The sequence below is a fragment of the Rhizobium sp. ZPR4 genome (assembly GCF_040215725.1).
GTDB classification, from domain to species: domain Bacteria; phylum Pseudomonadota; class Alphaproteobacteria; order Rhizobiales; family Rhizobiaceae; genus Rhizobium; species Rhizobium rhizogenes_D.
Window position 1 is genome coordinate 495,311 of record NZ_CP157969.1, and the last position, 15,114, is coordinate 510,424.

Annotated in this window: 14 protein-coding genes; 5 read left to right on the forward strand and 9 right to left on the reverse strand. The window is 59.2% G+C overall.

Features of this window, described 5'->3' with window-relative positions:
- Window position 1: 1 nt before the first annotated feature.
- The 7 genes from ABOK31_RS30140 to ABOK31_RS30170 are packed head-to-tail and all read right to left on the reverse strand — an operon-like array spanning window position 2 to window position 7,415.
- Window positions 2-1,240: a glycosyltransferase family 4 protein gene (locus ABOK31_RS30140; RefSeq protein ID WP_349962648.1), complete on the reverse strand. Its 1,239-nt coding sequence runs from the start codon at window positions 1,238-1,240 to the stop codon at window positions 2-4.
- Window positions 1,237-1,977: a class I SAM-dependent methyltransferase gene (locus ABOK31_RS30145; RefSeq protein ID WP_349962649.1), complete on the reverse strand. Its 741-nt coding sequence runs from the start codon at window positions 1,975-1,977 to the stop codon at window positions 1,237-1,239. The genes ABOK31_RS30140 and ABOK31_RS30145 overlap by 4 nt, the downstream gene beginning before the upstream one ends.
- Window positions 1,974-3,284 (reverse strand): glycosyltransferase, encoded by a 1,311-nt coding sequence (locus ABOK31_RS30150; RefSeq protein ID WP_349962651.1) that lies wholly within the window; start codon window positions 3,282-3,284, stop codon window positions 1,974-1,976. The genes ABOK31_RS30145 and ABOK31_RS30150 overlap by 4 nt, the downstream gene beginning before the upstream one ends.
- Window positions 3,281-4,504: a glycosyltransferase gene (locus ABOK31_RS30155; RefSeq protein WP_349962653.1), complete on the reverse strand. Its 1,224-nt coding sequence runs from the start codon at window positions 4,502-4,504 to the stop codon at window positions 3,281-3,283. Before ABOK31_RS30155 ends, ABOK31_RS30150 begins: the two co-directional genes overlap by 4 nt.
- Window positions 4,485-6,308 carry an ABC transporter ATP-binding protein gene (locus tag ABOK31_RS30160; protein WP_349962654.1) on the reverse strand — a complete coding sequence of 608 codons (1,824 nt, stop codon included), beginning with the start codon at window positions 6,306-6,308 and terminating at the stop codon, window positions 4,485-4,487. The genes ABOK31_RS30155 and ABOK31_RS30160 overlap by 20 nt, the downstream gene beginning before the upstream one ends.
- On the reverse strand, window positions 6,305-7,306 hold the full coding sequence (locus ABOK31_RS30165) for a glycosyltransferase family 2 protein (RefSeq protein ID WP_349962656.1): 1,002 nt from the start codon (window positions 7,304-7,306) through the stop codon (window positions 6,305-6,307). The genes ABOK31_RS30160 and ABOK31_RS30165 overlap by 4 nt, the downstream gene beginning before the upstream one ends.
- Complete coding sequence (locus ABOK31_RS30170; RefSeq protein WP_349962657.1) at window positions 7,290-7,415, reverse strand: hypothetical protein; 126 nt, start codon at window positions 7,413-7,415, stop codon at window positions 7,290-7,292. Before ABOK31_RS30170 ends, ABOK31_RS30165 begins: the two co-directional genes overlap by 17 nt.
- 669 nt (window positions 7,416-8,084) lie before the next feature.
- Here ABOK31_RS30170 and ABOK31_RS30175 point away from each other — a divergent pair.
- From ABOK31_RS30175 to ABOK31_RS30190, 4 genes are all read left to right on the forward strand, one after another.
- A complete protein-coding gene (locus ABOK31_RS30175; protein WP_349962658.1) occupies window positions 8,085-8,543 on the forward strand; it encodes a (2Fe-2S)-binding protein in 459 nt (152 codons plus the stop codon).
- A gap of 2 nt (window positions 8,544-8,545) precedes the next feature.
- Entirely contained in the window at window positions 8,546-9,913 is a 1,368-nt protein-coding gene (locus ABOK31_RS30180) for a cytochrome c (RefSeq protein WP_349962659.1), read from the forward strand.
- Window positions 9,906-12,191, forward strand: a complete 2,286-nt coding sequence (locus ABOK31_RS30185; RefSeq protein WP_349962661.1) for a molybdopterin cofactor-binding domain-containing protein — start codon at window positions 9,906-9,908, stop codon at window positions 12,189-12,191. Before ABOK31_RS30180 ends, ABOK31_RS30185 begins: the two co-directional genes overlap by 8 nt.
- Before the next feature lie 442 nt (window positions 12,192-12,633).
- Complete coding sequence (locus ABOK31_RS30190; RefSeq protein ID WP_349962663.1) at window positions 12,634-13,233, forward strand: hypothetical protein; 600 nt, start codon at window positions 12,634-12,636, stop codon at window positions 13,231-13,233.
- Between the two features lie 60 nt (window positions 13,234-13,293).
- Here ABOK31_RS30190 and ABOK31_RS30195 read toward each other — a convergent pair whose 3' ends face one another.
- Window positions 13,294-13,605 carry a type II toxin-antitoxin system RelE/ParE family toxin gene (locus ABOK31_RS30195; RefSeq protein WP_174172628.1) on the reverse strand — a complete coding sequence of 104 codons (312 nt, stop codon included), beginning with the start codon at window positions 13,603-13,605 and terminating at the stop codon, window positions 13,294-13,296.
- On the reverse strand, window positions 13,602-13,853 hold the full coding sequence (locus ABOK31_RS30200) for an antitoxin (protein WP_174172629.1): 252 nt from the start codon (window positions 13,851-13,853) through the stop codon (window positions 13,602-13,604). Before ABOK31_RS30200 ends, ABOK31_RS30195 begins: the two co-directional genes overlap by 4 nt.
- Window positions 13,854-14,577: 724 nt before the next feature.
- Between ABOK31_RS30200 and ABOK31_RS30205 the strand changes: the two genes are divergently transcribed.
- On the forward strand, window positions 14,578-14,859 hold the full coding sequence (locus ABOK31_RS30205; protein ID WP_349962665.1) for a GNAT family N-acetyltransferase: 282 nt from the start codon (window positions 14,578-14,580) through the stop codon (window positions 14,857-14,859).
- Window positions 14,860-15,114 lie beyond the last annotated feature (255 nt).

Sequence of the window (15,114 nt, forward strand, 5' to 3'; positions counted from 1 at the left end):
CTTACTTGCGTGCTGTTGTCAGAAAATTATCGAGAGCGGCGCCAACCGCTTCGATCGAAAATTTTTCCGTTACCCGCTGTCGGGCAGATGCGCCCAGTCGCACCCGAAGAGCTCTATCGTCTCTCAATCTTGCCAAGGCCCGCGCAATTTCCTCCGGCTGCTCCTGCCCGACCATCAGGCCACCCGAAGCTTCTCCGTCGGCAAAGATGTCCGGCAACCCCTGAGCATCCGAAGCGATGACGGGAAGGCCGCAGGCCATGGCTTCCAATGGCGCAACCGGCATGCCCTCGACGCGCGAGGCTGTGACATAGACATCTGCAGCCGATAGCCAGCGCCGGATCAAGGTTCGGTCCGTCATGTAGCCGGACAACCATTGCACGTTTGCCAATTCGCTTTCGCGAACGAGCTTTGCGAAAGCATCATTGTCCTGGCCCGAGCCAATAATCACCAATCGGCAGGTAGAAGCACCAGAAGCACCAGCAAAGCTCTCCCAGGCTTTCAGAAGCACATCAAGCCCCTTGCGGCGGATATCGATGCGCCCGTGATTGAGGACGATGAAGCAATCCTGCGGCAGGCCGAGATTTGCTCGCGCCTCATCGCGAGCCGTCGCTTGCCATTCCCGCGTATCCAGTGGATTGGGGATATTCGCGATATCGACAGCAATGCGCGGATAGGCCTTGGCAAGGCGCTCGCGCTCTGCGGCTGAAGCAACGATCAGACCGCGGCAGGCGCGTAGCGAAAGCTGTCTTGCGGCAGCCTCGATCCAGGAGAGTGTACGATCGCCTCCCTGAAAGGTGGCATAGAGAGGGAGGTTTAAGCCCCGCGCCAGCCATGCCAGTGCATCGAAACGCGTGTATTCATACTCCTGGGCAAGCAGCAGATCGCATCTGGAGCGGGAAAGGATCTCGCGGAAGGCGGAAAGCGGCGTTGCACACCAGCGCCTCAGGCTGTAGGCGGCAGACGAATGGCCTTGCCAAGGCCGCCTTGCCGGTGCAACCCAGATCGGTGTCCCCGTACCCGAGTGTTCGTAGCACTCAATCCTGTTCACCCGCTCGGATACACAGACGATGATCGGCTTGTGGCCTACCGAACTCAGCGCCGCCGCATAGCCGAACAGCCAGCCTCCCGTCATCCGCTCGACGAAGTCCTGAAGTTCAAGCCCGATCGGCTCGAGAAACTCTTCGATCACATCGCCCCACGGGAAGAGGGCGATCACCTTGGACGTCTGGTAACCTGTCATTTGCGCCAGGCAAAGGCGGTCTCGGTGCCGCGCGTGGAGGGCCGGTGCAGCAAGTAACCAAGGAAGGTGACGGGCGCCGCCAGCGCATAGAGGACTTTTCGGCGCCGGCGTCCGATGCGGGAAAACGAGACGTCGTGGAAGAAAGCTGTGGCGGCGTTGATGAAGGTGGCGCGCCGTTCCGGGCGTCTGTCAAAAAGCGCCGTGAGTTCCGGGTCCCGGTATCCTCGCCTGACATGGCCCCATTCGCGCATCAGCTCGCTTTCATGCGGGCAATGGCGTTTCATGACGCTGAAATAGGGGTAGTGCCAATTGAGCTCAGGGGTGGAGATCAGGACATACCCGCCTGGCCGTACCACCCGCAGCGCCTCCTGTGCGGCGCGGCGGTCGTCCTCGATGTGCTCCAGCACATCGAACATGGTGACAATATCGAAACTGTCGTCGTCCATTGGCAGCGAGCAGGCGTCACCGCAGATGAAGGTCGATTTCGCCCAGGAGGGCTGATGGTCGGCCAGTTCGGGGTCGATATCGAGCGTGACGATTTCGGCTTCCGGATAAAGGATGCTGGCAAGACCGCTGCGACCGCCGCCGATTTCCAGCACCCGTCCGGTGCCTCCCGTTTCAAGCGGCGCGACCCGATGGATGGCGCGCATCTTTTCGCGATAGAACAGACCGTCCGTCAAGCCGTTCGGATAGGGGTTCCCGGACAAAAACTGGCCAAGCGCTGCTTTCTTGATCATCGCGATATTCCTTTTTCAGCCGTTGCGGCTGTCCCCAGCGGGGTTCGCCGCATTCTCCAGCCGAAGCGCAGCAGAAACTGCAGGCCGGCGAGCCAGCCCTCTACTTCGGCCGCCAAAATTCCGAGCCTGCCCGGAGGCCCTTCGAAGAGCGCCTTGACGAAGGTCTTGGCAAAATAGACCGGCAGCTGCTTGCCGATGCGCACGATGTTTCCGCGGTCGCCGAAATTATCGTATTGCGTCACAAGGGCCGCGACGTGGCCCTTCATATAGGCTCTGATCTGCCGCTTGAGGCCGGGCCAGTCGCTGCGATGGTGGTGGAAGACAACGGCCCGAGGCTCGTAGAGGCACACACCACCAGCTACCAGCAGCCGGTACCAAAGCTCAGAGTCTTCGGAGCATCCCGCCGCTCCCGCGCCGAGGCGCTCATCGAACAGGCCGACCCGCTCGAATACGGAGCGTCGAAAGGCCATGTTGGCGCCGGCGCCGATCTTCCAGACATGCGCCCCGCTCGGCCGCGTCTCCTCAAAGAAGCGCCTGTCGAAGGTGAGCGGCACGAAAGTCGAACCAAAGCCGCCCATGGTGAACTGAAAGGAGCATTGCGCCGCCGTATCGAGACGCGCCGGCAGCACAAGACCGGTAAACGCCTCAACGTCCCGTTCCGCAAAGGCGCGCGCGATCTCGGCGGTCCAGCCCGGATGCGCTTCGACGTCGTCGTCGGTGAAGGCGATGATATCAAAGCGGCTTATTTGAACGCCGGTGTTCCGGGCTCGGCTTAGACCGGCATGGGGCTCGTGGACATAGCGAAAATCGGGGAATTGCCTGCAGATGTCCCTCGCATTCCCATCGTGAGAATTGTCGACGACGACGACCTCACCTGGAGGGCTGCGTTGTGCTGCAAGGCTGCTCAGACATTTGCTCAGAGCCGGACCGCGATCGCGAGTGCAGATGACCACGGAAATGTTCTGCGCGGAAGCGGAGGATGGAGCTGCGATCGCGTCGAGCGCCTCCACCAGATTTTGCGCCCCAAGCGCCGCCTCCAGAGAGAGCGCAGGCTTTGGCTGTCCTTCATAGGTGGCGCGCAACGGTGCGCCTAGCCCAATACTGCGCGCCTGGAGCTGCGCGGCCGCATATTCGGCAGCAAGCTGGCGCAATTGAGAGGTCCCGTAAGGTAGCTCGTCCTCCAGGGACGCCCGTGCTCCCAGCGGCAGGTTTTTCCACCAGAAGATCGACAATGCGGGCTCGCGAGCGTTCCCGATATCGGCGTCCGCAAGATCGATGTGCCTTACCTCAAAGCGTTCTGTCCTCATGAATTGCGCTCCCGGATCGACCTGATACGGGCGCGGGAGCGATCATATTCGCCGGCAAGGCCGTAGATTCCGCCCCACAGCTCAGCAATGCCGAAACGCAGCTCATGGCCGCGAAGCCGGCGAGCCGCGCGGGCAAGCGCCTTCAACTGGTCGAAGAACCACCAGCGGACCATGGCGCGATGGCGCGCCCGCATTTCATTATCGGTGCGATAGCTTTTGACGAGAAAGGCCATCATGCCGAGGCCCCAGGTCCAGTATTGCCGCCGGAGCTGCGGAATGGTTTCGCGATGCTCGTGATAAACGGCATATTCCGGCTCATAGATCATCGGGCGTCCGGAGCGTAGGACGCGGTAGAAGATATCGAGATCGCCGCCTCCGGGCAGCGGCGCTCCCGTATCGAGCGCCTCATCGAAGCCGCCAAGCTCGATCAGCAATTTGCGGTCGAAAGCCATGTTGCAACCGGCCCCGAGAATCCCGGCGCCGACGGGATGGAGCGGGTTGTCAAAGCGGGCCTTGTGAAACTCCCTTCGCGCAAAGCCGCGACCGAACCCTCCACGCCGCTCGAAAAAGATCTGCGCCTCGGTGTCGAGACGAAACGGCAGCACGAGGCCTGTGAAGCCGCCGACGCCGGGGTTGTCGCTGCACGCCTTGGCAAGGCCCGAAAGCCAATTACGGTCCACCACGACGTCATCATCCAGATAGGCGATGACATCGCCCCAGGCCGCATGAAGAGCGGCATTTCGAGCGAAATCCAGCCCGGCCTTCGGTTCGAAAACGTAGCGGATATCCCGGAAATTCCCGACGGCTTCGCGCGTGGCCGCATCCACCGAGGCATTGTCGACCACGATGATTTCGACGAACTGGAAGGGAGATTCATCCCGAATCTGATCGAGCGAGCGCAGCAACCGGGAAAGACGCTGCGCACGATCCTTGGTGCAGATCGCGATGCTGAGGCTGGGTAGCGTCGTCTCGTTCGCGGGTAAGCGCGCCCTCAGCTCCTCCTCCAGCTTTGCAACGAGGATGCGCTCCGCAAAGCGCTCGTCGGCAAGGGCTTTCAGGCTTTCGGCCGACAGCATCGGGCCAGCGAGCTGCTCGATCATTTCAAATCCGATCAGCCGGCCCTGCCATCGTGCGATCAAGCCGACACCGGTCTGCTCAGCCGAGAGTTCAATCGGTGCCAGGGGCTCCGACAACTCGATATCAATAAGCTTGTAACTCATCACCCAACTCCCGGCCGCTGCGGCGGCCGTGTTGAAATTCGTGGAGCCTGGAAAAATGTCCCTGCCGTTTGAAGAGCTCGTCCGGCGAACCGGCCTCGACCACGCGACCTTTTGTCATGACGATGATCTGATCGGCCGCCAGAACGGTCGAAAGCCGGTGAGCGATCACGACAACGGTACGGTTATGCGAGTATTTATCGAGCGCCAGCTGAAACGCCTGTTCGGTTTCGGCATCGAGCGCGTTCGTCGCCTCATCCAGCAGCAGAATATCGGGATTTCGAAGGATCGTTCGGGCGAGCGCCACGCGCTGCCTTTGCCCGCCGGACAGGCGCATTCCCTGGTCGCCGATCCGTGTCTCGTAGCCATCCGGAATGAGGCGGATGAAATCGTCCGCCTTGGCGATTTCGGCAGCCTTGCGGATCTCGTCCGGCCCGGCATCCAGATCGCCATAGGCGATGTTGGCTGAAATCGTGTCATTGAAGAGGTGGACCTCCTGCGACATCAGCGACAGACGCTTGCGCCAGCTGCTAAGATCGAATTCGGGAAGAGGCATACCGTCTGCCACGATCGCGCCGGATGTCGAATCCATGAAGCGAAAGAGCAGCGCCATCACGGTGGATTTTCCTGCCCCGGACTCACCTACGATCGCCGTGGTCTTGCCGGCGGGAATGCTGAAGGAAACATCCTCCAGCGCCAGCGGCTGTCCGGGCGCATAGCGGAATGAGACATTGCGGAATTCGACGGCTTTCCTGAAGCCAGGCGCCTGTACATGCCCCTCCGAGAGAAAAGGCCTCTCCGTTGTGCGGAGGAAGTCATCGACATCGTCGATGCTGCCGGCGAGCCCATCGAGCGCGATCTTCGATTGCAGCAACTCCCGGGTCGGACCTTGCAGACGATATAGCAGTGAGAGAAACGCGGCTAGCGCCGCAATGCCCAGGCCCACCGATTGAGCGACGAGAACGAGCGCGCCGATCAGGATTGTAATCGAGATTTCCGAGACAGGTCCCGGTGTCGCCCACAACATATCGAGCTTCAGAAGGCGTCGCCGCACATTGTCGGAAGTTTTCCGGAAACGGTTACGTTCATAGTCCTCCTGGGCGAAGGCGCGGATCAGTTGCAGCGCGTTGATGCTCTCCCACATCCGCAGGCCGAACTGCTTGTTTTCCTCGACGACGGCCTTGCCGGTTTCATCTGCGCGGCGCGTGGCCAGGCGAATGGCCATGGCCGCGAAGAGCAGGAACATCATCGAGAAGAAGGTCAGCCGGACGGAAATCAACAGCATCAGCAGCATGAAGACGACGAAGGTGCAGAAGCAGATCATCAAACGATAGGCGAGACTTAAGGCCTGACTGACCTTCCAGGTATTGTTGGCAATCGTCGTGATGATATCGGAGCGTTTGTTTTCCGCCCGATAGTCGATGCACGAGCTTATCGTCTGATCGAAGACCCTTGCTCTTAGCCGATGCGCGACGAGACCATCGATATACCGGGTCACCCAGGTATTGATGAGATGGACGGCATTCTTGAGGAGGATGCTGACGCACAGAACGCCTACCAGGAATGCCGTCAAATGGCTTTGCGGAACGGGCGCGAGAAGGCGGTCGAAAGTTCGCTGCCATTCTCCCCCCTGCGCCGCTGCTGCGCCGAGGCTCTGAATGAGGGGAATGAAGAGAAAGAGGCCTGCTCCCTCAAGGACCGCGGCGGCAAGGCCGAGCCCGACGATGGTTGGCCCTGCCCAGGCAGGCGCCTCCGCCAGGCGCAAGAGCCGTTGCAGCCGTGTGAGAAACGAACCGTCCGACCTCACGGGATCGTCTCCGTATAGAGCGGCCGCAACTCGGCGTTTCTTTGCAACCCCCTCAAGCGGGCCTTGAGCCAATCGGGAACCAGCCTGGCGCGGCAATAGACGTCCAGTATGTTCGGCAGGCTTGAAATCGCCAGGCGTGGCTCCAATGCCAGAAATCGCCTCAACAGATCACAGCCATCGAAAAATCGCCCGCTGACAAAAGCTCTGACGACCAGCCAGTGGATCATGTCGACCAAATGAGCGTCGAGATCGCTGCCATACTGAGGATATTTTTCGCGATATTCGGCAAGGACGATTTCGCATGAAGAGAGCATCCGCTTGACGTCGCTCGACATGTTCGTGTTCGTCATGCGGTAGCCGATCAAGTGCTGCTGTATGACGCGGAATTCGTAGTTTTCCGCGATTCTGAGGCAGATCAGAAGGTCCTCGCAGCCCTGGGCGTTGCGTGCCCTTAAGGACGGGTCGAACTGCCCGGCTTTTTCGAATGCGGAACGACGCATGAGCATCGAGCTGCCATTGCCGACGAAATTGTTTCTGCACATGCGCTGGAGCACATGTCCTTCATGGCTCGGCCGGTTATGCAGGGAAAATACGCGGCTATGTTCGTCGATGAGCGCGTACCAGCAATAGGCCAATCCAACCGCTGGTCCGCCCTCATCAAGCGCTTGCCATTGAAGGGCGATCTTTGCCGGAGCCCATAAATCGTCGGCATCGACAAATGCGAGAAACTCGGCGTCGGTCGCCGCCGCACCATTGTTGCGCGCCACGGCGACACCGCTATTGGCCTGCCGAAGGACCCGGATTCGTGGATCCTGCTTCGCGTATTCGGCCACGATGGATAGAGATCGATCCGAAGAACCGTCATCGACAATGATGATATCAAGCGCCTGATGCGTCTGGCGACAGATGCTGGCCAGGGTCGCACCGATCGTTCGTTCGGCGTTGAACATCGGCACGACCACCGCAACCGTGGTACTTCGCTTAGCTCCCACAGTCATTGCCACCTTTGGCGACGAGGCCGACGAACCCGATGATACCGTTGCCGACGGAAGCATTGGCAGATGCCGGGGCTGTGATGCCGCTTTCAAGGACGCCGTTCATGTTCATCGACCTTCTCCGCATGCAATACGATAGCGGCCGGGTATGCCGTCGCTTCCATCGCGGGAAACAACTGGCGCAAAGGTCGGGGCAATCCATGGCATTAGGACCAAAGATTGCGCCTTCGGACTTAGGTCCGGTCATGGATTGGACTTTAGTCTGATGAAAGCGGCTTCCTTGCCAAAATCAGCGGAACGATTGCCGGCTGCGGTGGTTTTCAGCGAGACTTTTTATGAGCAATTCCAAGTGATCTCACTTCGAAGGGTGATGATTTTGCGGGCGGCATCACCATCGCCGCTACCATCCGTATTTCCATTTGGCGGCGATCCATTCAATGCGACACAGCCTCGAAGGCTTACCTGAGTGCCCCTCGTCGACCGCCGACACCATGTCAGTCTGCGCGAGCGCAGAAAAAACTGGCCGGCTCCCGCGATGCGATTGCGCCCGAGACCGCAAAACAGGAGCCTCGTCGTAAGCCACGACAAACAGGGAAAACGTGAGAACGCCAACTGGAGGCGTCAGCAATTTCAAGGCACCGGCGCGCTCGTGGCTGCTGAACGGTGCGACGCAACGGCTGTGATAACGCATTGTTGAAGTTTACCCATCGTCGATACCGGCGTACCATCCCTCAGCAATTCCGTTGATGCGCCGATTTCACCGTCAGGCAGGGATGGAAACATGCTCACTCTGAATATCAATGAGCAATTGCACGAGGTCGATGTCCCCGAAGACATGCCACTTCTTTGGGTGCTGCGGGACCACCTCAATCTGGTCGGTACCAAATATGGCTGCGGCGTCGCCCAGTGCGGCGCCTGCACCGTCCATGTCGCTGGCAAACCGGTGCGCTCCTGCCAGCTGACCGTCGGCGACGTCGGCACCCGTGCCGTGATCACCATTGAAGGAATTGGCAAGACGCCGAACGGCGCGAAGGTCCAGCAAGCCTGGATGGAAGCGTCTGTACCGCAATGCGGCTACTGTCAGGCCGGTCAGATCATGTCGGCGACGGCCTTGCTCAACGTCAATCCCCAACCCGACGATTCCGACATCGATGCGGCCATGGCGGGCAATCTCTGTCGATGCGGAACCTACATCCGCATCCGCCGTGCGATCAAGAACGCCGCTGCCAAGCCGGCCTGATCATGAAGAAAATCATCGGCCTTCTCTTTGCGGTCATTGTCATCATCGCCCTTGGCTTTGCGGGATGGTTGCTTCTTGGCCGCGATCCGACTTCGTTTGCCGGCGGCTCGACAGTAGCGCTCGACGATTACCGAGCAGGCACCGTGAGCGGTGTTCCGGCTCAACTTGCCAGCGCCGATAGTGTGAAGCGCGGCGAATATCTCGTCCATGCCGCGGACTGCCAGGCCTGTCACACGGCGCGCGGCGGCATTCCCTTTGCCGGCGGCTTCGCCTTCAACATGCCATTCGGCACCATCTATTCCACCAACATCACGCCGGACAGGGATACAGGCATCGGCAATTACACCGATGCTCAGTTCCTGGCGGCCGTGCATAAGGGCATCCGCGCCGACGGCGAGAAACTTTATCCGGCCATGCCCTATGCGTCCTACACCTATATGGCGGACGCCGATGTGCTGGCGATCAAGGCCTATCTCTTCACGCTGTCGCCGGCCCATGCGCCGGCGAAGCCCGACCAGCTTTCATGGCCCTTCGATCAGCGCGACCTGCTGTCGTTGTGGAGCGTTGCGTTCAACACAGACGAACGCTTTCGCCCCAATATAGGTCAGAGCCCGCAGTGGAATCGAGGGGCCTATCTTGCCGAAGCGCTCGGCCATTGCGGCGAGTGCCACACGCCGCGCAATCTTGCCTTTGCGCTCGACAATCACCGCAAATTCGCAGGTGCCGTTACCGCCGGCTGGCATGCCTACAATATCAGCAGCGACAGGGATTCCGGCATCGGCGACTGGAGCGACGAGGATATCTATCTCTATCTTTCGACTGGCCACGCCAATGGGCATGGCGGTGCAGCCGGCCCGATGGGCGAAGCCACCGACGACAGCCTCAGCTATCTGGTGCCGGACGACGTGCATGACTTGGTGACCTATCTGCGCAGCATACCAGCCCACGCAACCGACCTGCCGCGCACCGTCACCACGGCGGCGCCGGCATCACACAAGGAGGGCGTGGCGGATGTCGATCCGCGCGGCGAGAAGATCTTTGCCGGTGCATGCGCCAGCTGCCATGACTGGACCGGCGTGAGCCCGGTCACCGGCTATGCGACGCTCACCGGCGTGCGCGCCGTCAACGATCCCAGCGCCACCAACGTGGCGCAGACGGTCATCAACGGCGTTAACCGCACGACCGCTGAGGGCAGGATTTTCATGCCCGCCTTCGGTCAGGGGTATTCGGACGACGACATCGCAGCCGTCGCCAACTATGTGACCGCCCGTTTTGGTGCCGAAGGCGCGCATTTGACAGGAAAGGATGTGGCCAACCTGCGAAAGCAAGCGGCCCAGCAACCTCATCCCCCGGAGGCAAACAATGACTGACATCAGGTCTGATTTCGCCGAGTCCGATGCCTATCTTTCGGCGTTGATGCGCGAGGTTCGTTCACTGCCCGTGGGCAACGCCGCGCCAAGCATGGGACGACGCAGTTTCTTCAAACTCGCCGGCGGCAGTGCTGCCGGGCTGATCCTGGGTTTTTATCTCGGCGACGAAGCATCCGCGGCCGAGGCGGCTGATGGCAAGGATCAGGCGATGAACGCGTTCATCCGCATCGCTCCGGACAACAGGATCACCATTTATTCCAAGTGTCCGGAGATCGGCCAGGGCATCAAGACCTCCTTCGGCGTCATCATTGCCGAAGAGCTTGATGCCGATTGGGCTCATGTCGTGATGGAGCAGGCCGACATCAACCCCAAGGTTTACGGCAGCCAGGGCGCGGGCGGCTCGACCTCGATTCCACGCGCCTGGGACCAGTTGCGGCAGGCCGGCGCGAGTGCCAAGGCGATGCTGATCGCCGCGGCCGCCGAACAATGGGGGGTGGAGCCGCCGCAGATCACCGCGCAGGACTCGCTCTTGACCCATGCCGCCACCAGCAGGTCCGCAACCTATGGATCGCTGGCAGCCGCAGCGGCAAAAATGCCTGTGCCCGATCCTCGAAGCCTGAAGCTGAAGGCACGCTCCGAATATCGCCTGATCGGCCAGCGCTATCACGGCGTCGACGATCCGAAGGTCGTCAGGGGCGAGCCGCTGTTCGGCATCGATGTCCAACGTCCCGGCATGGTCTATGCCAACTACACCAAATGCCCGGCAGCGGGCGGCAAGGTCAGATCCTTCAATGTCGACGAGATCAAGGCCGAGCGCGGCGTGCTCGATGCTTTTGCCCTGGATGGCACCGGCCAAGCGGTCGAAGTCATGCCGGGTGTTGCCATTATCGCCAGGGATACCTGGAGCGCTTTCCAGGCGAAGAACAAGCTGAAAGTGGACTGGGACCTAAGCGAAGCTTCGACGGATTCCACCTCGAAATTCGCAGCCGAGGCCAGGAAGCTCGCAGCACATTTTCCGGAAAAGCCTGATGAGGATGTCGGCGACGTGGACAAATCCTTTGGCAATGCCGCCAAGACCGTCGAGGCTTACTACGAATATCCCTTCGCAGCCCATGTGCCGCTGGAGCCGATGAACACCACCGCACACTGGCATGACGGGGTAATGGAAATGTGGGTCCCCACCCAGCAGCCCGATCGTGGCTTGCCGGTGATTGCGAAGGCAGCCGGCATAGCGCAGGAAAAGATCGTGATGCACCAGACCCGCGTTGGCGGCGGTTTCGGGCGGCGGTTGGTCAACGACTATGCCTGCGAGGCAGCGGTCATCGCGCGGAAGGTCGACGCCCCGGTCAAGCTGCAATGGACCCGGGAAGATGACTTCGGACACGACTTCTACCGCCCGGCCGGTTACCATCAGTTCAAGGGCGCGATCGACAGAGATGGCGGCCTCGACGCCTGGCAGGAGCATTTCATTACCTTCACCGCCGACGGCAAGAAGGAAGCAAGCGGCGCTGGCCTGACCGACAATCTGAAATATTCCATCAAGGCGCCCAACCTGCGCCGCGGCAAAACCATGCTCCCGCTGAAGATCCCGACCGGCGCCTGGCGGGCGCCGGGCGACAATGCCCAGGTCTTCGCCGCGCAGAGCTTCATGCACGAACTGTCGCTGGCGTCGGGCCGCGACCATGTCGAATTCCTCATCGCTGCCGTGAACCGCGACGTGCCTGAGCTTGCACCCAAGGACAGGAGTGTCAACTTCAGTCCGAGACGTGCCACCGACGTGATCAGGATGTGCGCCGACAAGGCGGGTTGGGGCAGGAAGCTACCGAACGGCAGCGGTCTTGGTCTTGCGTGGTGCTATTCCCACGCCGGCCATGTCGCGCAGGCCGTCGAGCTTCGCGTCGATGCCAGGAAGCAGATCAAGATCGACCGGATTGTGGTGGTGCTGGATGTCGGACCGATCATTGACATGGCCGGCTCCGAAGCGCAGGCGCAGGGTGCGTCGACCGACGCCCTTTCCACCGCGATGGGCCTCAAGATCACCATCGAAAACGGCCAGATCGAGGAACAGAACTACAACGCCTATCCGATCCTGCGTCTGCCCTTCGCGCCGATGACGATCGATGCCTATTTCATCCAGTCGGACAATCCGCCGACAGGCATGGGAGAACCCGCCTTCCCGGCATTAGCCCCTGCCCTCGGCAACGCCATATTTGCAGCAACGGGAGAGCGGGTACGCCGCCTGCCCTTGCGGGATCTGGGTTACTCGCTGGCGACCTGACATATTGCCTTCGCTCGGCCTCCATCGGCTTAGTTCATTTCTGATGATGTTCTCGCCCTTTGCACCGCAATCGACACGCAATCCACGGACATGAGGTATCAATTATGGAGATTGGGCGTACGGTATACGGCTATCATGGCTATGCCTCAAACTCCTCAGCGGTTTCGCCGAGTGACACCTGGTCTCCAAGATTCTCAATCAGTTGTTAGAAAAATTAATATCGCTGAATTCGGCAATCATACTATCGAATGCACCGCTCCTGAAAGCAGCCACAATGGTCGACTTCAGCCCAAATCGCTGTCATTGGGATGATTGCTCGGACAAGCTTGCCCTTGATATCCACGGGGCCGCTTGCCTTGTTTCAGTGGCGTATAAGCTGGACCGGAGACATATTGCCGATTATTTTCCTGGTTGTCAGCGCCAAGGTTGGGAAAGTTAAAACATGGTTTTCGAGAAATCGTGGGGCCTTTTTATCCGGATCCGGACGAATCTGTCGTTGCTGTCGGCTTTTATGGCTGCGATATGCGTGTCGTTCCCTGCGTACGGGATGGAAGATCAGGTCACCGGGCTGAAGATCGACCTCAGCAGCGATTTCATCGTCAAACCCGATTCCACCAAAAGCCCGACATACGATGTCCTCTTCGGGATCGACCCCGCGTCCGGTCAACCGCCTCATGTGGGAACCTCGAAGTACCTCTGCGGCGTCACATTTCGTGCCGCCCCGCAGAACGCCGGGTTCACCCAGGATCAGATCAATGAGATGATCAGGGGCGAGGAATGGAACCTGCAGGCCCGCAAGACGCTGTCGGCCAACTTAACTCTGGAGACCGCGAATGCCTTCCATATCGATGGCATCAACGGAGTTGAGTTCACAGGCATCCCGAAAGTTGGCCCGGATCACGAGAATGTCCGGCTGATGATGTCAATGCTTGAAACCCCCAAGGGCCGGACGACAGTCGTCTGCACCGCTACCAAAGCAAGTTTCGACGGTGTAATGCCAATGTTCCACACGATCCGTGACGGGGTCAGCCCTCCCCGCTAGGCTCAGGAGGTTGATTTTCAGCTACAACGGGTTTCAGGCAATCCTACCTTCGTCGGAAGATCATTCGTTCAGACGACCAGCCAATCGCTTCATGAGATCCATTCGCTCGTGAAAAATCGCCACGATCAGGGCAGGCGCATCCTCGCGAAGCAGACAAAAGACATAGTGGTGTTCACACCGCGCCATTCGTAACGCCGGATGAAGCGCGCTCATATCCTTGAAAGGACCTTTCCCCTCGGCAAGGTTCGCAATGCCTCGCTCCAAAGCCGAGATGTACCGGCGTACCTGAGCGGTACCCCATTGCGCATGTGTGTAGCGGATTACCGAACGTAGATCCGATTCCGCATCCGCGGTAAGAATGTAAGCCGTCAAGCACGATCCTCGGCAATCTCCTCATCGAGGATGTCACCTACGGTTTTAGTCGACAGTTTTCCGGCGAGCCCGTCATTGATGCGCGTATTCATCAATGTCTTCAATTCCTCCCAGGCTCGATCTCCATCTATGTCACCGGGAAAGAGGCGCTCGAGTGCATACTGCTTGATTGTCTTGCCCTGCAAAGCGGCCAGCGCCTTTAGGCTTTGATGTTGCTGATCCGTTATGTCGATCGTCAATCGGCTCATCTACGGTGCTCCTGAACTGAGAAAACCCACATTAGCACATATGTGGGTATGTGGCCACTGCCGCAATGTTTCTCGAAGATTGTTGCTGATGTCGCGACTGAGTTTCGGAGATCGCGCCGATTGCGATTTTGCACTAACCCGTATGGACAAAGCTAATACCCTCTCCCGACGAAGGCGCGCCGTCAGCCATACCATCTCCCCTGCGGAGGACCGGCAGGTCTTGGTCCGGTGTGTGAGCCATGCGGCCAGCGGCTGAAACAGGAAGAGTTGCGTACCGAACTAAATCCCGCATATCGGCGAGAGCGGTGGGTCCGATGCGGAAGTAAATTGACGCACCGGAACACGAATGCCAACGCGTTGGCACCATCTGAATTCTGCTAGAAAGTTCGGGCATCACATTGAGGCGTGTTCGGCCGGATCGCGCCAGAAGCGGACATTATCCTCCGATTGTCTTTCATCTTCCGTTGGCTAAACTTTGTCTTCCATCGTTCCTCTTCGGAAACAGCAGCGAACCGTTATGTCCACGATCCGACCAGCAGCTTCAGGAGACGAGGAGCCAATCGTTCACCTTTGGCATCAAGGGTGGCATGATGCTCATGCCGAACTTGTTCCCCAAGAGGTTCTAGCCTATCGAACGGAACGTCACTTCCTTATCTGGCTGAAAGAAGCGCCGGATAGGTTTTAAGTTGTTCGATCCGGGAAGGATCTTATTGGTTTCGTTTCTTTGAAAGGCATCGAGGTCGTCAAGCTCTACGTTGGCCGAGGCGCTCGGGGAACTGGCGTGGCATCTGCTTTATTGAGCTTTGCGGAGCGGGCTTTGCGCCAAGATGGTGTGGTTGAGGCGGAGCTTTTTTGCACAGCGGGTAACGCCCGAGCTGAAAGTTTTTACCTGCGGCAAGGCTGGACCCTTGTCGATACGTTTAACGATGCGCTCTGGATTCCGGCTGCTATCGGCCAAAAGTTCGTCGTTTCAACTCATCGCTATCGGAAAAAGTTAAGCGACTAGCCTTGTCTGCTTCGGGATGCCTTCTGTTCGGCAAACCTTAGCTGGAAGGTTTCGATCGCATTGCGCGCCAACCCTTGGCTTGCAAGCCCTTCTTCGAAGACCATTTCTCAATAAACCTGTCATTGATACATGCTCCATGAGTTCGAGAGGCTCTGCCGAATAGACTTGCGTCTCCGCTATCCATCGAACATTGCAATATCGACCCAAAGATTTACAACTATTCATTGAATATGCGAATTGATTATTTGTATTGAT